The 18197-nt window shown below is 64.9% G+C and carries 16 protein-coding genes; 12 read left to right on the top strand and 4 right to left on the bottom strand.

Annotation, left to right across the window (positions count from 1 at the left end; translation table 11 throughout):
- The first annotated feature begins 2 nt into the window (after window positions 1-2).
- The 3 genes from prsK to AC1RRJ_RS05935 are packed head-to-tail and all read left to right on the top strand — an operon-like array spanning window position 3 to window position 5338.
- A complete protein-coding gene (gene prsK, locus AC1RRJ_RS05925) occupies window positions 3-2120 on the top strand; it encodes an XrtA/PEP-CTERM system histidine kinase PrsK (RefSeq protein ID WP_493120837.1) in 2118 nt (705 codons plus the stop codon).
- A complete protein-coding gene (prsR, locus tag AC1RRJ_RS05930) occupies window positions 2117-3493 on the top strand; it encodes a PEP-CTERM-box response regulator transcription factor (RefSeq protein WP_493120838.1) in 1377 nt (458 codons plus the stop codon). Before prsK ends, prsR begins: the two co-directional genes overlap by 4 nt.
- Window positions 3494-5338, top strand: a complete 1845-nt coding sequence (locus AC1RRJ_RS05935) for a tetratricopeptide repeat protein (RefSeq protein ID WP_493120839.1) — start codon at window positions 3494-3496, stop codon at window positions 5336-5338. It begins immediately after the preceding gene.
- Window positions 5339-5344: 6 nt separating this feature from the next.
- On the opposite strand, the gene AC1RRJ_RS05940 is transcribed toward AC1RRJ_RS05935, so the two are convergent.
- Together AC1RRJ_RS05940 and AC1RRJ_RS05945 are read right to left on the bottom strand one after the other, a co-directional pair.
- The gene (locus tag AC1RRJ_RS05940) at window positions 5345-5692 is read right to left on the bottom strand and encodes a GntR family transcriptional regulator (protein WP_493120840.1); all 348 of its coding nucleotides are present in this window, start codon (window positions 5690-5692) and stop codon (window positions 5345-5347) included.
- Between the two features lie 71 nt (window positions 5693-5763).
- Window positions 5764-6345, bottom strand: a complete 582-nt coding sequence (locus AC1RRJ_RS05945; protein ID WP_493120841.1) for a nitroreductase family protein — start codon at window positions 6343-6345, stop codon at window positions 5764-5766.
- Between the two features lie 188 nt (window positions 6346-6533).
- Between AC1RRJ_RS05945 and AC1RRJ_RS05950 the strand changes: the two genes are divergently transcribed.
- The 6 genes from AC1RRJ_RS05950 to AC1RRJ_RS05975 all read left to right on the top strand — a co-directional run bounded on the left by AC1RRJ_RS05950 (window position 6534) and on the right by AC1RRJ_RS05975 (window position 12787).
- Entirely contained in the window at window positions 6534-8117 is a 1584-nt protein-coding gene (locus AC1RRJ_RS05950; RefSeq protein ID WP_493120842.1) for a peptide MFS transporter, read from the top strand.
- A gap of 2 nt (window positions 8118-8119) precedes the next feature.
- Window positions 8120-9547 carry an amidohydrolase gene (locus AC1RRJ_RS05955; RefSeq protein ID WP_493120843.1) on the top strand — a complete coding sequence of 476 codons (1428 nt, stop codon included), beginning with the start codon at window positions 8120-8122 and terminating at the stop codon, window positions 9545-9547.
- Complete coding sequence (locus AC1RRJ_RS05960; RefSeq protein WP_493120844.1) at window positions 9544-10848, top strand: amidohydrolase family protein; 1305 nt, start codon at window positions 9544-9546, stop codon at window positions 10846-10848. Before AC1RRJ_RS05955 ends, AC1RRJ_RS05960 begins: the two co-directional genes overlap by 4 nt.
- Window positions 10849-10901: 53 nt before the next feature.
- Window positions 10902-11603: an NnrU family protein gene (locus tag AC1RRJ_RS05965; protein ID WP_493120845.1), complete on the top strand. Its 702-nt coding sequence runs from the start codon at window positions 10902-10904 to the stop codon at window positions 11601-11603.
- A gap of 4 nt (window positions 11604-11607) precedes the next feature.
- Window positions 11608-12111 (top strand): DUF1003 domain-containing protein, encoded by a 504-nt coding sequence (locus tag AC1RRJ_RS05970; protein WP_493120846.1) that lies wholly within the window; start codon window positions 11608-11610, stop codon window positions 12109-12111.
- 310 nt (window positions 12112-12421) lie between these two features.
- Window positions 12422-12787 carry a hypothetical protein gene (locus AC1RRJ_RS05975; protein ID WP_493120847.1) on the top strand — a complete coding sequence of 122 codons (366 nt, stop codon included), beginning with the start codon at window positions 12422-12424 and terminating at the stop codon, window positions 12785-12787.
- 210 nt (window positions 12788-12997) lie between these two features.
- Here AC1RRJ_RS05975 and AC1RRJ_RS05980 read toward each other — a convergent pair whose 3' ends face one another.
- On the bottom strand, window positions 12998-13993 hold the full coding sequence (locus tag AC1RRJ_RS05980; protein ID WP_493120848.1) for an aldo/keto reductase: 996 nt from the start codon (window positions 13991-13993) through the stop codon (window positions 12998-13000).
- Window positions 13990-15237, bottom strand: coding sequence for a dicarboxylate/amino acid:cation symporter (locus tag AC1RRJ_RS05985; RefSeq protein ID WP_493120849.1), 1248 nt, complete (start codon window positions 15235-15237; stop codon window positions 13990-13992). The genes AC1RRJ_RS05980 and AC1RRJ_RS05985 overlap by 4 nt, the downstream gene beginning before the upstream one ends.
- Before the next feature lie 118 nt (window positions 15238-15355).
- Here AC1RRJ_RS05985 and glmM point away from each other — a divergent pair, with 118 nt between their 5' ends.
- The 3 genes from glmM to thiD all read left to right on the top strand — a co-directional run bounded on the left by glmM (window position 15356) and on the right by thiD (window position 18168).
- The gene (gene glmM, locus AC1RRJ_RS05990; RefSeq protein WP_493120850.1) at window positions 15356-16693 is read left to right on the top strand and encodes a phosphoglucosamine mutase; all 1338 of its coding nucleotides are present in this window, start codon (window positions 15356-15358) and stop codon (window positions 16691-16693) included.
- Window position 16694: 1 nt separating this feature from the next.
- Complete coding sequence (locus AC1RRJ_RS05995; RefSeq protein ID WP_438324893.1) at window positions 16695-16919, top strand: DUF1272 domain-containing protein; 225 nt, start codon at window positions 16695-16697, stop codon at window positions 16917-16919.
- Window positions 16920-17025: 106 nt separating this feature from the next.
- A complete protein-coding gene (gene thiD / locus AC1RRJ_RS06000) occupies window positions 17026-18168 on the top strand; it encodes a bifunctional hydroxymethylpyrimidine kinase/phosphomethylpyrimidine kinase (RefSeq protein WP_493120851.1) in 1143 nt (380 codons plus the stop codon).
- Window positions 18169-18197: the final 29 nt, after the last annotated feature.

Here is an 18197-nt window from a genome sequence, read left to right on the forward strand (position 1 = left end):
CGATGATGGCGCTCGCGGGCCTGTCGCATCTCCTGTCCGGCCTGGCGCTGGTGGGTTTTGCCGGCGCCACCCTGTGGCTGTTGACGCGGGTTCGCGGCCGGATGGCGGCGTTGATGCCGGTGCCCGGCCGTCTCGTCGGAGCCGCCGCTGCGACGGCGCTGTGGTGCGCCGCGCTCTATGTCTTTTCGCCGGGATCGTCGCAGGCGCTAGTGGCACAGGCGCTCCGCGACCTCGCGATGCTGGTCTGGATCAGCGGCACTTTCTGGTCGCCCCAGGCGCCGATGTCGCGGTCGTTGCTTCTGATCCTGCGTCTCCTTGCGACGACGTGCCTGATCACATTGTCGCTGGGCACCGCCGCCCATTGGGGTGTCGGCGGCGGGGGCGGCGCCTGGCTGGGAGCGGGGCTGACGAATGTGGCGATGATCGTCGCGGTGGGCGGGCTGCTGGTGGTCGATATCGGCGTGCGGCGTGGCGGTTCGGGCTTGCGCACTCCGGTTCTGGCCGTCGCAGGCGGCTTTGCGATGCTCTGGGCCTATGAACTCAACGCCCAGTTGATCGGCGCGCTGACGGGCAAGCCCGCCTTGACGCTGATCCTGTTGCAACCTGCCGTCGCGCTGCTGATCCTGCCGATCTTCGTCGTCGCCGCAATGGATATCGGCCGGGAGCGGATGCGCCTCTCGCGCCCGGCAGCGATGCGGACGATCATCCTGCTGGCCGCCGCGGTCTATATGATCCTGATCGGTCTGGCCGGCGCAGTCGCGCGGTTGATCGGCGGTGACTATGGCAATCTGGCGCAGGGGCTCTTCCTGATCGTCGCGCTGGGATCGGGAGGGTTGCTGTTCCTGTCGGCGCGCGCACGCGCATGGCTGTCGGTGATGATCACCAAGCATTTCTTCGAGCATCGCTATGACTATCGCGCCGAATGGATGCGCTTCACGGCAACGCTGGCGCGCGAGGGCGGCGGCGATGACGACCTGGGCCTCCATCGGCGGGTGGCCAAGGCGCTGGCCGAACTGACCGGCAGTCCCGGTGCGCTCCTGATGCTGCCCGATGCGCTGGGCGGTTTTCGCGTTGCCGACCAGTGGCATTGGCCGGCCGCATCCGGGGAGGGGGCGGCGCTGTCGCTGCGTTCTGCCTTCATGCTCCAGGAAACGCGCCACATTGTCGACCTCGACGCGCAGCGCCGCGGCCAGAATAGCGCGGCAGAGGATCTGGCGATCCCCGACTGGCTGCTCGCCGACTTGCGCGCCTGGGTTGTCGTTCCGGTGCTGCATTTCCAGCGCATGATCGCGGTCGTGGTGCTCCACCGCCCGGCAGTGTCGCGCGCGCTCGACTGGGAAGATCTGGACGTGCTGCGCATCGCTGGGCAGCAGGCGGCAAGCTATCTTGCGGAATCGCAAAGCCAGCAGGCCCTGTCCGAAGCCCGGCGCTTCGATGAATTCAATCGCCGCTTTGCCTTCATCATGCACGACATCAAGAATCTGGCGAGCCAGCTTTCGTTGCTCGCGCGCAATGCCGAGCGCCACGCCGACAATCCCGCGTTTCGGGCCGACATGGTCCAGACGCTGAAAATTTCCGCCGCACGGCTCAGTGACCTGCTCCAGCGCCTGTCGCCACGCGAGCGCGCACGTGCGGCTTCGGTCGCACGAACATTGATCGAGCCCTTGCTGAATGCCGTTGCGGCGGAGGCGCAGCCGCGCCGGGCGCTGTTCGCGGGTTGTCAGGCGGGGCTCGCCGCGTGGGGCGATGCGGCATCGATCCAGCAGATCGTCCAGCATCTGGTCGCCAATGCAATCGACGCTTCGGCGCCCGACACGCCGGTGCAGGTGATCGCCGTCGCCGAACAGGAACGGGTGCGCATCGATGTGATCGATCAGGGCAAGGGCATGACCCGTGCCTTCATCCGCGACGAGCTGTTCAAGCCCTTCGTCTCGACCAAGGAGGCGGGTTTCGGCCTTGGCGCCTTCGAGGCGCTGGGACTGGCGCAGGCGATGGGCGGCACGATCGAGGTGGCGAGCGAGCCCGGGCGGGGCAGCAACTTCACCCTGTGGCTGCCGCTGGCCGAGGCGCACAGCGATGCGCCGCCCGCCGGACATATGAGGAAGGTGGGGTCAAAATGAGCGGGAGCGGCCCGAATCTGCGAAAATTGCTGGTGATCGAGGATGACCCGGGGCTGCAGGCGCAGCTCAAATGGGCTTATGATGGCTATCAGGTGCTGATCGCCGGCGATCATGACAGTGCGATCAATCTGCTGCGCGCCGAAGAGCCGGAGGTCGTGACGCTCGACCTTGGCTTGCCGCCGGATCCCGACGGAACGCGCGAAGGGTTCCGGACGCTGCAGACAATCCTCGAGCTCAAGCCCGATACGAAAATCATCGTCGTGTCGGGTCATGGCGAACGCGCGAGCGCACTGGCGGCGATCGCGAACGGCGCTTGGGACTTTTATCAAAAGCCGATCGATATCGACGAGCTGGGGCTGATCGTCCGCCGCGCTTTCCATGTCCGCGACCTTGAGGTCGAGAACGCCAGGCTTGCCGACCAGGGGGCAGGTGACAATCGCGTACTCGGCGGGATGATCACCGGCGCGCCCGAAATGGCAAAGGTCGCGCGGATGATCGAGCGGGTCGCGAACCTCGGTGTTTCGGTGATGCTGCTCGGCGCGAGCGGCACCGGCAAGGAATTGCTCGCGCGCGGGCTGCACGAGGCGAGCGGGCGCCGCGACGGGGCGTTTGTTGCGATCAACTGCGCCGCCATCCCCGAAAATCTTCTCGAAAGCGAGCTGTTCGGGCATGAGAAGGGGGCATTCACCGGCGCGGTGAAGACCACCGAAGGCAAGATCGAGCTTGCCCATGGCGGCACCCTGTTCCTCGACGAAGTCGGCGACATCCCGCTGCCGCTTCAGGTCAAACTGCTGCGCTTTTTGCAGGAGCGCACGATCGAGCGCATCGGCGGGCGCAAGGCGATTGCGGTCGATACAAGGATTGTGTGCGCAACGCACCGCGATCTCGACGCGATGATCGCCGAGGGGAGCTTCCGCGACGACCTCTATTATCGGCTGGCAGAGATGGTGGTGAAAATCCCCTCGCTGACCGATCGGCCGGGTGACGCCGTGCTGCTTGCGCGCCATTTTCTCCATCACTATGCGCCGGAAATGAACCCCGCAGTGCGCGGTTTTGCGCCCGATGCGCTGCAGGCGATCGACGAAGCGCGCTGGCCGGGCAATGTCCGCGAGCTTGAAAACCGCATCAAGCGCGCCGTGATCATGGCCGATGGCAAGCTGGTGATGCGCGAGGATCTCGACATGGCGGGTTTCGATGGTGAAGGCGAGGAAGCGTGGCTTAACCTGCGCAGCGCGCGCGAGGCGGCCGACCGCGTCGCGATCCGCCGTGCGATGATGCAGAGCGAGGGCAATATCTCGCTTGCGGCGAAGCTGCTCGGGATCAGCCGGCCGACACTCTATGACTTGCTCAAGCAATACCGGATGCATGCCTGAATGATCGGGCGGCGCTTGTGGATGGGCGTGCTGCCGCTCGCGGTAATGCTGACCGCGTGCGATGGTCCGCGCCCGGCCGCGCCGCGCCAGATGCTCGAAGAGCGGCGCGTTGCGCTGCGCGATGCCATCGCCGACAATCCGCAGGCGATAGCCGAGCGCATCCAGCTGGCGCGCGTTGCTTTTGGGCTCGGCGACGGCGTAGCGGCCGAAGCGGCGGTGAAGGGCGCGATCAATGCGGGCGGCAAGGAAGCCGCGCTGCGTCCGTTGCTCGCACGCGCCTATGCGATGCAGGGCGACGGCAGCCGAGCGCTCCAGACGCTCGATGCCGGGCCGATCATCCCCGAAATGATCGGCGAAGCCGCGTGGGTCGCGGGCAATGTCCATCTCGCCAATGGCGACCTCGGCGCCGCGCGCGAAGCCTATGACCGTGCGGTAAACGAACTGCCGCGCGACGCCGCCTTGTGGGTCGATGTCGCGCGCTTTCGCGATGCCAATGCCGATACGCTCGGCGCGCGCGATGCGATCGACTATGCGATCGAACTCGACAAGAACAACAGCGCGGCGCTGGCCTACAAGGCGAGTCTGATCCGCACCGAGCAAGGTTTGAATGCCGCGCTCCCATGGTATGACGCGGCGCTGGCCGCCGATCCCGACAATGCCGGAGCGCTGATCGATCAGGCGGCGGTGCTGGGCGATCTCGGCCGCTATCGCGACATGCTCGGCGCGTTGCGCCATGCCGCGACGCTCGTCCCCGGAGAGCCGCGCATCTATTATTTGCAGGCGGTGCTGGCCGCGCGCGCCGACGACTACCGGTTGGCGCGCAGTCTGTTGCAGCGAACGCGCGGCGCGATGGACGACGTGCCGGGCTTCATGCTGCTGAGCGCAGTCGTTGAGCTGGAATTGGGCGGCGAGGCGGTGGCGGCGACCTGGGCCGAGCGCCTGTTGGCCGAACAGCCGGACAATATGACCGCGCGGCGAATTCTCGCGGTCGCCGATTGGGCCGATGGCGATGCCGTCGCCGCCGCCGACGCGCTGGCTCCGATTGTCGATCGGGCCGATGCCGACAGCTGGTCGCTGCTGCTCGCGGCGCGCGTCGCGGCGGAACTGGGGCGACAGGGAGAAGCGTCCGGCTATCTGGAGCGCGCGGCGACGCTGGCGCGCGGTGACGCGGCGCCGTTCGCGGTCGATGAGGATTACGGGTTGCTCACGGCGCTCGCTGACGCCGAACCGTTGAACCCGGCGCATGCCATCCCGGCGATTTCGGCCGACATCGCGGCGGGCAACGCCGCCCGCGCGATCGAACGCGCGACGCAGCTACGCGATGCCAACCGCGGCGTCGCCGACGCGCATATCCTGCTGGGCGACGCGGCGTTGGCGGGCGGGCGTTTTGGCCTGGCGGTCGAGGCGTTTCGCGCCGCACGTGCTCTCGACGCCAGTGAGCGCACGACCCTGCGCCTTGCCAATGCGCTCTATCGCGCGGGAGATCCCGCGGGGTCGGGCGCCGCGATTCTTGCGCTGCGGGCCAGCCAGCCGTCGAGCATCGCCGCCGACCGGCTGGCGGGCCATCTGGCGATGGACATCAAGCATTGGGATCAGGCGATCGATCATTTCGAGCGCGTCCGCCGTCGTATCGGCAACCGCGATGTCGTGATTCTGCGCGAACTCGCGCGGGCCTGGGCGGCAAAGGGCAATCGCGACCGCGCGCTGCCGCTGATCGCACGTGCCTATCGGCTCCAGCCGCTGAATAGGGAAATCATGAATTTCTATGCCGACTTGCTGGCGCAAGGCGGCGATGCCCACGCTGCGGCGGATCTGCGCGACAAGGCGGCGCAGATCGGGCGCTGACCCGGGTCAGGCGTCGGCGTTGTCGAGCAAAGTCCGCGCGTCGAGGCCGATGCGGCGCATCTGCTCGGCGACCGGCGGCCACACATTGGCGAGGAAATCTTCGCGCATCAGGCTGCGCAGCCGGTCGGTCGCGCCCGCCGCCACGAACATGCCGACCCCGCGCTTCACGATCACCAGCCCTTCGTCCTGAAAGGTCTGATAGGCCTTGGCGACGGTCAGCGGATTGGCGCCCTGCTCGGCCGCGAGCGAGCGCACCGAGGGGAGTATGTCGCCGTCGCGGAACTGGCCATCGAGAATCGCGTTGGCGATCACGTCGCGCAAGCGTTGATACACGGGTTTGGACTGATCGAGCATGCCGCCTTAATGCCATAAGACAGCAGCACAGTCAAACGCGGGTCGTTACAAATCCGGGGTTTCGGTTGAAACTATATTTCCCAGGATCGGACCACATCGTCATATTCGGGGCGTGGTCGCTCATCCAGTTCTCTGGCTGCAGTGCCGAGGAAGAAATAGCCGACGATCGTGTCGCCTTCGCCCGCGCCAAAGGCCGCCGCGACTTCAGGGTTATAGGCGGCCCAACCGGTCAGCCAGCTGCCGACATAGCCATGCGCATGCGCAGCGTGGAGCAGGTTCATGCCTACCGCGCCTGCCGACATCTGCTGTTCCCACACCGGAACCTTGCTGCCGGGGACGGGGGTGGACAGGAGGACGAGCAAGACCGGCGCCTGCTGTGCGAACTGGTCGAGCGCCGACAGGTCCATTCCTGCCGCACCGGGGTTTTCGGCGATCCATGCCTGTTTGAGCAATGCCGCGAGGGCATCGCGCTGATCGTCTGCGACAGTGACGATGCGCCACGGCGCGAGTTTGCCATGGTCGGGCGTGCGCAGCGAGAGGGCAATGATCTCCCGCAATTGCGCGGCGTCGGGGCCGGGCGCGATCATGTCACGGGCCTTCCCCGAACGGCGGGTGGCGAGATGGGCGAGCAGCGAAGAGCGATCGTTGAACATGGTTCGCCATGTGGCGTTTCTGGCGCCGCAACGCAAGTGTTGCGAACGGTTCGCAACAGTTTTTGGCCCGGACCAACCGGTTTCACGCGCAATTAGATTCTTCCCATACGCAATTTTCGCGCTAGGGTCATTCCATCTGCTCCCCGTTTCGAGGGAGCCAAGCAACCAAATACCAGGGAAGGGTCGCCATGACCAAAGCCTATGCCCAGCACGGGGATGCCGCCGGGACGTTTCTCGGCCACCCGAAGGGCCTCTTCGTCCTCTTTTTCGCCGAGATGTGGGAGCGTTTTTCCTATTACGGGATGCGCGCGCTCCTGATCTTCTACCTGACCAAACACTGGCTGTTTTCGGATAGTGAATCGGGCGTCATCTATGGTGCCTATACCGCGCTCGTTTACATCACCCCGGTGCTTGGCGGCTATCTCGCCGATCGATGGCTGGGGCAGCGAAAGGCGGTGCTGTACGGCGCCGTTTTGCTGACATTCGGCCATTTCATGATGGGGTTTGAGGGTGATGGCGGGCAGGATCCGACCAGCCTCAACATCTTCTGGCTCGCGCTTGCCTTCATCATCGTCGGTTCGGGCTTCCTGAAAGCCAATATCTCGGTGATCGTCGGCCAGCTTTATCCGCGCACCGACGTGCGTCGCGACGGCGCCTACACCATCTTCTATATGGGGATTAACCTCGGCGCCGCGATCGGCTCGCTGCTCTGCGGCTATCTCGGCGAAGTTTACGGCTGGGCCTATGGCTTCGGCGCCGCCGGTTTCGGCATGCTGCTCGGCCTGATCGTGTTTGTCGTCTTCAAACCGTTGCTGCTCGGCCGCGGCGAGCCTGAAAATCCGGCGAAACTGACCGAGCGCGTGTACGGCATCAAATTCGAATGGCTGCTCTATCTGGTCGGCCTTGGCGCCGTCGTTGTCTGCTGGTGGCTGGTGCAGAACCAGGCGCTGGTCGGGACGCTGCTCGGCCTCGCGGGCCTGATCCTCGTGGCTTATGTCATCGGTACGGCGGTGATCAAGCTGCCCCGCGAAGACCGCGACCGCATCTTCGCCGCGATGTTCCTGATCCTCGGGTCGATCCTGTTCTGGGCCCTGTTCGAGCAGGCAGGCTCGTCGCTCAATCTCTTCACCGATCGCTATGTCGATCGCGGCAATGTCCCGGCGTCGGTGTTCCAGTCGATCAACGCGATCTATATCGTTCTGCTCGCGCCGCTGTTCGCGACGTTGTGGACCTGGCTCGGTCGCCGCGGCATGGAGCCCTCGACCCCGGTCAAATTCGGCCTCGCGATGCTCCAGCTCGGGCTTGGCTTCTACGCCCTCAAATGGGGTGCTGAAGCCGTCGGCATGGGCAATGCGACCCCGGTTCTCTTCATCTTCCTCATCTATCTGTTCCACACCATGGGTGAGCTTTGCCTGTCGCCGGTCGGGCTCAGCGCAATGAACCGGCTGGCTCCGGCGCATATGGCGAGCCTGATCATGGGCACCTGGTTCTTTGCTTCGGCCACCGGCAATTTCGTCGCCGGCCTGATCGCAGCCGCGACGGGGTCCGAAAAAGCGAGCGGCGAGGGCGCCGGCAAGGCGCTTGTGCTCGACGTTTACAGCACGATCGGTCTGTGGGCCGTCGGTTTTGGCGTGCTGGTGATCATCGTGTCGCCGCTGATCAAGAAACTGATGCACCTCGACACGCTGAGCGATGCCGATGCGCTTGCCGGACAAGGCGAGATTGGAGAAGCGCAGGCTGCGGGCATCCATCCTGAAGCCAAGGGGGCGTAAATATGATCCGGGGTGTGAAGGGCAGCCTGCTGGCTGCTGTGTCGCTGGCATTCGCCGGTTGTGCGGCCACGGGAGCGTCGGGCGGCGGTGAAGCGAATTCGGCGGGCGACAAGCCCGCCGCGTCCGCCGACAAGCCGGTCAAGTTCAACAAGGATCCCTATCCGTCGACCTACACGCCCTATGCGGGGCGGGTCACGGCGGTCCGCAACGTCACCATCTTCGACGGTGAGGGCGGGCGGATCGACAATGGGACGATCCTGCTGGTGAACGGCAAAGTCTCGGCGGTCGGCGGCCCCGACACGCCGATCCCGGCGGACGATGTCGCGGTCTATGACGGCACTGGCAAGTTCGTCACTCCCGGTGTCATCGACATTCACAGCCATTTGGGTGACTATCCCTCACCCAGCGTCGATGCGCACGACGACGGCAATGAAGCGACCAGCCCGACCACCCCCGAAGTCTGGACCGAACACAGCGTCTGGCCGCAGGACCCGGGGTTCAGCCGTGCGCTCGCCAATGGCGGCGTGACGGCGCTGCAGATCCTGCCGGGCAGCGCCAACCTGATGGGCGGCCGTTCGGTCACGCTGAAGAATGTGCCCTCGCGCACGGTGCAGGGGATGAAATTCCCCGGCGCACCCTATGGCCTGAAAATGGCGTGCGGTGAGAATCCGAAGCGCGTCTATGGCGCCAAGGGGAGGATGCCTTCGACCCGCATGGGCAATTTCGCGGTCAACCGCGCGACCTGGGCAAAGGCTGCGGCCTATAAGAAGAAGATGGACGACGGAAAGGCCGTCGACCGCGACCTTGCAATGGAAACGCTCGCGGGCGTATTGTCGGGCGAAATTCTCGTCCACAATCATTGCTATCGCGCCGATGAAATGGCGCTGGTGATCGATATGAGCAAGGAATTCGGCTATAAGGTTTCGACCTTCCACCACGCGGTCGAAGCCTACAAGATCGCCGACCTGCTCAAGAAAGAGGGCATTTGCGCTGCGCTCTGGGCGGACTGGTGGGGCTTCAAGATGGAAGCCTATGACAGCGTGCCTGAAAATATCGCACTGACCTACAAGGCGGGCGCCTGCACGATCGTTCACTCGGATGATGCCAACCAGATTCAGCGGCTCAATCAGGAAGCGGCGAAGGCGCTGAAGGCCGGCCGCCGCATGGGGATGCAGATCAGCGACGAACAGGCGTGGACCTGGCTGTCGTATAATCCCGCAAAGGCGCTGGGGATCGGTGACAGGACGGGCAGTTTGAAACCCGGCAAGATGGCCGACGTCGTGCTGTGGAACGGCAATCCGTTCAGCGCCTATACCCGCCCCGAGAAAGTGTGGATCGACGGCGCGTTGATGTTCGATGCGATGGACCCGAAACGGCGACCGGTCAGCGATTTCGAACTCGGCCAGCCGGGCGAAGGGGATGTGAAATGATGCGCGCGCTTCTGCTTTCCGTTGCGGCTTTGGCCGTCACGGCCCCGGTCGCCGCACAGGACATCGCGATCACCAACGCGCGGCTCGTCATCGGTGACGGCAGCGCGCCGATCGAGCGCGGCACGGTCGTCGTGCGCGGCGGCAAGGTCGTTGCGGCAGGCGCCGGTGTCGCCGTTCCCGCCGGGATCGAGCGCGTCGACGCCGAAGGCCGCTGGGTCACTCCGGGCATCGTCGCGGCGTTCAGCCGCGTCGGGCTGGTCGAGGTTGATGCGGTGTCGGGAACCAACGACCGGTCGGCGGGGCGCTCGCGCTTCTCCGCCGGGCTCGATATCGCGCCCGCGCTCAATCCGATGGGCTCGCCCGTCGCGGTCAACCGCGCCGCCGGCGTTACCCGCGCGATCGTCGCACCGGGCAGCAGCAGCAATTTGTTCGCCGGACAGGGCGCGGTCGTTGACCTCGCTGACGATATGGACATGGTGACGCGCCCGCGCGCGCTCCAGTTCGTTGCCTTTGGCGAGGATGGCGCTGCCAAGGCCGGCGGCAGCCGCGCCGCGACCTTCCTGTTGTTCCGCGAGCAATTGCTGGCTGCGCGCAGCTATGCCCGCAACCCCGCCGTGCTTGCGGAGTGGGGCAATGACGCGATGATCCAGCGCGCCGACGCCGACGCGCTGGTGCGGGTGATCGACGGCACCACGCCGCTGTTCGTCCGCGTCGACCGCGCGGTCGATATCGTCAACGTCATCAAACTGAAGGGCGAATTTCCGGCGCTGAAGCTCGTCCTCGTCGGTGTGACCGAGGGCTGGCTCGTTGCGCGCGACATTGCTGCGGCCAAGGTGCCGGTGCTGGTGTCCCCGCTGACCGATCTGCCGGGCAGCTTTGAACAGCTCGGCGCGACCCAGTCGAACGCCGGACGGTTGAAGGCCGCCGGGGTCGATGTGTCGGTCGGTGTGTTCGACGACGACGATGCGCACAAAATGGGCTACACCGCGCAATATGCCGGGAATTTGGTCGGATTGGCCAAGCTTCCGGGAGCGAGCGGGCTGAGCTGGGACCAGGCTTTTGCCGCGATCAGCAGCGCCCCCGCGCGCGCCGTCGGGATGGACGGCAGCATCGGGTCGCTCAGGGCCGGACGTGTCGGCGACGTGGTCATCTGGGACGATGATCCGCTCGAGCTTGGCAGCCGTCCGACGATGGTCTGGATCGACGGCAAGCGCCAGTCGCTGACGACGCGGCAGGATCGTTTGCGCGATCGTTATGCCACGCCGCAGGAAGGGGCGCTGCCCAAGGCCTATGACAGATAGGCGCCGCGCCTGACCAGCACGGCACCGGGGAAGAGGGAAGAAAGAGAGGCCCAATGCAACCGATGTCGCTTCTGGTCATAACATGCCTGTTGTTCGCCGGGTCGCACCTTGTCCTGTCGCACCCGCTGCGCGCGCCGCTGGCGGGCCGGATGGGCGAACGGTCGTTTCTGATCGTCTATTCGGTCGTCGCGATCGCAACGCTCATCATGCTCGTGCAGGCGTGGCGCGGGATGCCGGCTGAACCGCCATTGTGGGTGGTCGGCGATGCATTATGGATGTTTGCATCGCTGCTGGTGCTGTTCGCCAGCGTGCTGTTTATGGGATCGCTGATCGGCAATCCGGCGCTGCCCGCACCAAATGCGGCCTTCGCTGCGCAAGGCGCCGCGCGCGGCGTCTTTGCGATCACGCGCCACCCGATGATGTGGGGTTTCGCGCTCTGGGCCTTCGCGCACGCGCTGGTGGTGCCGACGCCCGGGCAATTCATCCTGTCGGCGACGATCATCTTCCTCGCGCTCGCCGGATCGGCGGGACAGGATGTGAAGAAGGCGCGGCTGATGGGGGATAGCTGGCGCCATTGGGCTGCGCGCACGAGCTTCGTGCCCTTCGCCCGCCAGCTGAGTGGGCGCGGATCGTGGGGCGACACGATTCCCCGGCCGCACGCGCTGTTCGGCGGCCTCGTCGTCTGGCTTGCTGCGACCTGGGCGCATGGCGCGCTGGGCTATATGGTCGCAGGAATCTGGCGTTGGGTGGGGTAGGGCGATGAACGATGCGACGAAGATCGCCGACCTGTCGCTCCGTCTGCTCGGACGGCCGCTCGAGGCACTCGACGATGACGAGCGTCGCGTTCTCGACGCCATTGCCGAACGCCGCCTGACCAGCCGCGACGCCGCCGATCTGGTCGATCAGGAATCCAGTTTCGGCGCCCGCCTGTCGGACCGCGTGGCTGCGGTCGGCGGCTCGTGGGGCTTCATCATCCTGTTCACCGTGGTTCTGCTCGGCTGGATGCTGCTCAATTCCGAAATACTGGCGCGCTGGGGGCTCGCGTTTGATCCCTATCCGTTCATTTTCCTCAACCTGATGCTCTCGACACTCGCGGCGGTGCAGGCGCCGATCATCATGATGAGCCAGAACCGCCAGTCGGCGAAGGACCGGATCGCGGCGGGGCTGGACTATGAAATCAACCTGCGCGCCGAGCTGGAGATCATGCGGCTGCATCACAAGATGGACGAGCTGATGGGCGAGGTGAAGGGGTTGCGGGAATAGCAACATCCTCGCCCTCGCCTTCAAGGGAACGCCTATATTTGGTTCGCTGGAGGCTGCTATTTGATCCTTTTTGCGAGCGGAGCGGTAGCGGCTTTGCGCCTGAAATCAGGTACTCGAATGAACGCCGGGATCGTTTGAAAGCGGCCCTCTCTCCGATGATCGTCATGTCTGCAATTGGTCACTAGGGACCGCCGGGCTGGTTCTGCTGAAGTTGAAGCGTGAGGATCCTCGAAAACTGGATTTAATATCTTGATAACTTTACGTATTTTTCTATATTGACCAGTCGAATTTGCAGAATAGGGTAAGCAGAATGGGTACGTTTAACGCTGGCGTTCAGTATGACGATTTTAAGGGGACCGTAGCTGCCGACATCTCAGACAATGTCGCACTTGAGAATTTGCTAGTGTCTCGAGGAGAAGCCGAGAAAGGTGAGCGTGTTGTGGGGTTTAGGATAGCTTCCGGGGAAAGCGGGGGAGCTCCAGTAGCCAACGTGTCGCTCGTGGCATATCTTCTCCGTTCCGCTGACTTTGAGCCTGCCCCGGCAGTTGTACGTGCCGTTGAGGTTCGCGTCACGCCGGGCGAGGCATTGTCGTATTTCAAGCGCTTTGACTTGGTAGCAATGCGGAGCGGCGTGAACTTCAGCAATACGCAAGTGGACGGCCCGCACTACGACTGAGCATAGCCAATGGGCTTGGGCGGTGCGTTGGGTGACGGACCGATTGTACGATGACTCGAAACAGTGAAGCAGGACTCAGTAACTGGCTCGCTAGGGCTATCTCTGCTTCCGTGACATGCCGCCCGAAAACAGAAAGGCTGCTTTCGGCCAGAATTGTCATCATAGGTGTCCCCGCTTTCGCGGGGTGATGACGATCAATTCCCGATTATCCTACAACCGCACCATCCGCATGCCCTGTTCACCGTAGCGCGGCCCGCTCGTGCCGCCGCGCGGCGCGGCGGCCTCGATCGCGGCGAGATCGTCGGCGGTCAGCGACAGCTCGGCGGCGGCGACGCTGTCCTCCATCGTCGCCCGGCGTTTGGTGCCGGGGATCGGGACGATATCCTCGCCCTGTGCGAGCAGCCATGCCAGCGCGACCTGCGCCTTTGATGCCTTGTGCTTGTCGGCAACCGCGCCGATCGCATCGACGATGGCGAGATTGGCAGGGAAATTCTCTTCCGAATAGCGCGGATCGTTGCGGCGCCAATCATTCTCCGGCAACTCGTCGCGGCTGCGCACCGCGCCCGCGAGGAAGCCGCGGCCGAGTGGCGAGTAAGGCACAAATCCGATGCCATGCTCGCGGCAGACGCCCAGGATCTCTTCCTCCACATCGCGCTCCCAGATCGAATATTCGCTCTGCAAGGCAGTGATCGGCGCAGCCTTGGCGGCGCGGCGCAGCGTGTCGGGACCGGCTTCGGACAGCGCGATGTGGCGTACCTTGCCTTCGTTCACCAGCTCCATCATCCCGCCGACAACCTCCTCGATCGGGATCGAGGGATCGACGCGGTGCTGATAGAAAAGGTCGATCGCGTCGATGCCCAGCCGCTGGAGTGAACCTTCGCACGCGGCGCGAGCGTTGGCGGGCGAACCGTCGACGCCGACGATCTGGTTGCCCTCGAACCTGAAACCGAATTTGGTTGCGATGATCAGGCCGTCGCGCTTGCCCTTGATCGCGTCGCCCAGCAACTCCTCGTTGCTGAACGGGCCATAGATTTGCGCGGTGTCGAAAAAGGTGACGCCCAGATCGATCGCACGGTGGATCGTCCGCGTCGATTCATCGAGGTCGGCGGCTTCGCCGTACAGGATATTACCGCCCTTGATCATCGGCATGCAACCGATGCCGATCGCGGAGACTTTCAGGCCGTGGCCGAGGGTGCGATATTTCATATTGCCTCTCCTGCTGGTTCGTCGTCGACACCGTCGGCGGCATATTTGGTCGCGGCGACATCGCCGACGACATTACCTAGGGTTCGGAAGATATCGGGAAAAGTCTCGACCGCGACGAGTAGCCCGAGCGGTGCGACCGGAACCCCCATCGACACCGCGATCGGCGCGATCGAGGTGACGAAACTGATCGATCCGGGCAGGCTGACCGAACTCAGCGCCGCGGCCATCGCGACGCCCAGGCCGACCGCCATCTCCCACGGTGTCAATTCGATCCCGAACAGCCAGGCGACATAGACGACGACCGCCAGGTTCATCGCCGGGCTGGTGAAACGGAACAGCGCGACCGCGAGAGGCAGCACGACGTCGGCCTTTTTCGGATCGACGCCAAGCTCTTCCGTTGCCTTGAGCATCGCGGGCAGGCTGGCGAGCGAGCTTTGCGTGCTGATCGCGACCGCGAGCGTCGGTACCATCGCCCGGACAAAACGTGGCAGCGAAATGCCGACCACGAGCCAGGCAAGCAGCAGGCCGAGGAGAAGGCAACTGATGCCGACGCCGGACAGGATCAGCACATAATGGATGAGCCCGCCGAACGCCGCGACGCCGGCTTTGACCGAGAGCGCGTAGCCCAGCGCGAAAACGCCGATCGGCGCGAGCGCGAGCACCCAGCCGATGACGATCAGCATTGCGTCGCCCAGCGCCCTGAACAGCCCGGAGAGCGTCGCGCGCTGTTCGGGCTGGAGCTTGGTGATCGCAAAGGCGAAGATGGTCGTGAAGACGATCAGCGGCAGCACCGTCGTCTCGGCCGCGGCGGCGATCGGGTTCGACGGGATCAGGCCCAGGATGAAGTCGGCGAAGGTCGGTGAAGGCGGCGCTTCGGCCGTCCCGCCGAGCCCGTGGCGCAGCGCCTCGGCGGCGCCTGCCGACATGGGGAAAAGGCGCAGCAACAGCGGCGTCATCAGCAGCGACATCAGTCCCGAAAGGAAGATCGCGCCCAGAAAGATCATCACCGAACGCCCGGCGAGAGCGCCCGCCCGCGCAGCATCGGCTGTCGCGGTAATACCGGTGACGAGCAGTGCGACGATCAACGGGATGATCGTCATCGTCAGCGCCTTCAGCCACAACAGGCCGACGGTTTCGATATAGGGGAGCGATGCCGTCCCCGCCGCAGGCGACAGCGTTTCCACACCGATCCCCAGCAGCATCCCGGCGACCAGCGCCGAGAGGATAATCCATGCCGATTTCACGCTATAATCTCCCGGCAAATCCCCCGGCCAGCTTGCCAAGCAAAAAAGGGTGACCTAGGGCCGTCCCGGTAGCCCGGGCAGGCCTTCTTCCTCCCACGGCTTAGGTAGCAGAGGTGGCATGCGCAAGTTTTTCGGCACCGACGGCATCCGCGGTCTGACCAATCAGGTTCCGATGACGGCCGAAGTCGCCATGCGCGTCGGCATGGCGGCGGGCGCGCATTTCCTGCGCGGCGACCACAAGCATCGCGTGGTGATCGGCAAGGACACGCGCCTGTCCGGCTATATGCTCGAAAACGCACTGGTCGCGGGCTTTACCAGCGTGGGCATGGACGTGGTGCAGGTCGGCCCGATGCCGACCCCGGCGGTCGCGATGCTGACCCAGTCGATGCGCGCCGATCTGGGCGTCATGCTGTCGGCGAGCCACAATCCCTTTCATGACAATGGCATCAAATTGTTCGGCCCCGACGGCTATAAATTGTCGGACGCCGACGAGGCGCAGATCGAATTGCTGCTCGACGCCGAACCCAAGCTTGCCGAACCGGCACAGATCGGTCGCGCCAAGCGGATCGAGGATGCGCGTGGTCGCTATATCCACGCGGTGAAACAGAGCCTGCCGCAGTCGGTACGGCTCGACGGGCTGAAGATCGTGCTCGATTGCGCCAATGGCGCGGCATACAACAGCGCGCCGACGGTGTTCTGGGAGCTGGGCGCCGACGTCGTTGCGATCGGCGTCACCCCGAACGGGATCAATATCAACGACCGGTGCGGATCGACCGCGCCTGCGCTGCTTCAGGAAACCGTGGTTGCGAGCGGTGCCGATATCGGCATCGCGCTCGACGGTGACGCTGACCGGCTTATCATCGTCGACGAGGCGGGCGCGATCGTCGATGGCGACCAGATCATGGCGCTGATCGGCGCAAGCTGGGCGCGGCAGGGGCGGCTGAAGGGCGGCGGCGTCGTCGCGACCGTGATGTCGAATCTTGGCCTCGAACGCTTCCTCGAAGGTGAGGGGCTGCGGCTCGAACGCACCAAGGTCGGTGACCGCCATGTCCTCGAACGCATGAAAAATGGCGGCTTCAACGTCGGCGGCGAACAGTCGGGGCATATGATCCTGTCCGATCATGCGACGACCGGCGACGGCACGCTCGCGGCGCTCCAGGTGCTTGCCGAGCTGGTGACCACGGGCAAGCGCGCCAGCGAATTGCTCCATCAGTTCGATCCGGTGCCGCAGCTCCTCAAAAATGTGCGTTTCGCGGGCGGCAAGCCGCTCGACGAGGCGGCCGTCAAGGCGGCGATCGCCGATGGCGAGGCCGCGCTTGCGGGTCGGGGGCGTCTGGTCATCCGCGCCTCGGGCACCGAACCCCTCATCCGTGTCATGGCCGAAGGCGATGATGCGACCCAGGTTGAACAAGTCGTCGACAGCATCTGCGACGCAGTAAGAAAGGCAGTAAGCTAAAATGTTGGAAATGCGCCCCGATTGCGAGAAGTGTGGCCGTGATTTGCCCGCCGATATCCATGGTGCTTTCATCTGTTCGTTCGAATGCACCTTTTGCGCGAATTGCGCCGACAAGCTGGACGAGCGTTGCCCCAATTGCGGCGGCGACCTGCTCGACCGGCCGCTGCGCGAAGGCGCGCAGCTGGCGAAATTCCCCGCCTCGACGGAGCGGAAACACAAGGGGTGAACATTCCTCTCTTTCGTCATGCCGGACTTGATCCGGCATCCATCGCCGCTCGTGCGTCATGGACCCCGGATCAAGTCCGGGGTGACGATCATTCGGGTCGTCACTCGTGACCGCACGCGTCCTGATCATCGCCGGGTCGGATAGCGGCGGCGGCGCGGGGATACAGGCCGACATCAAGACGGTGACGATGCTCGGCGGTCATGCAATGACCGCGATCGCCGCGATCACCGCGCAAAACACGATGGGCGTACAGGGCGTCCATGCCGTGCCAACCGACATGGTGTTGATGCAGATCGACAGCGTCGTGGCCGATATCGGCGTCGATGCGGTCAAGATCGGCATGATCGGCAGCGCCGAGACTGCGGCAGCCGTCGCCGAACGGCTGACACGCCCCGATCTTGCGGGCGCGGCGGTGGTGTTCGACCCCGTGATGGTCTCGACGAGCGGGTCGGTGCTGGCCGATGCCGGCACGATCCGCGCGTTCGAAAAGCTCCTCGCGCGGGCAAGCGTGGCGACGCCCAACCTTGGCGAACTCGACGCGCTGGGCGGCGAAGCCGCAGTACTTGCGCACGGCTGTGCGCTGCTCGTCAAGGGCGGGCACGGCGCGGGCGACACCGTGACCGACCGGCTGCTCGAGCCGGGCGAGGGCGAAGTCGCACGCTGGGAGGCGCCGCGGATCGACACGCAGCACACCCACGGCACCGGCTGCACGCTGGCAAGCGCGATCGCGACCGGCCTTGCGCAAGGCATGCCGCTCGAGCCAGCCGTGGCGCGCGCGCGCGATTTCGTGCGGCTCGCGCTGCTCGATGCGCCGGGGCTCGGCGAAGGCCATGGCCCAATGGGGCATCAAAAAGTGCGCAACGACGGGCTGTTTACCGGTCCCGCGCTCAATCAATTCACCTTGCCCGCGAGCGACTATGCCGCGTCGGTCGCCTTCTACAAACAGATGGGGCTGACGCTGATCGTCGACAGCCCCGAAAATGACTATGCGCGCTTTGAGGCGGCGAACGGCGTCACCCTGTCGCTTCATGTCGGCGACGGCGCGGCGGGCGGGGCGACGACCTATCTGGAGAGCGGCGCGCTCGATGCATGGGTCGCCTATCTCGCGCGGCGCGGGGTCCGTTTCGACCAGATGCCGCGCGACGAGGAATGGGGCTGGCGCGAAGCGCGGCTGACCGACCCCGCGGGCAATCGCCTGTGCCTCTATCAGGCGGGCGAATATCGCCGCTATCCGCCGTGGCGGGTTTAACTCCCCCCTCCCGCAAGCCGGAGGGGAAT

Source organism: Sphingopyxis sp. GW821-FHT12C06, from assembly GCF_058807415.1.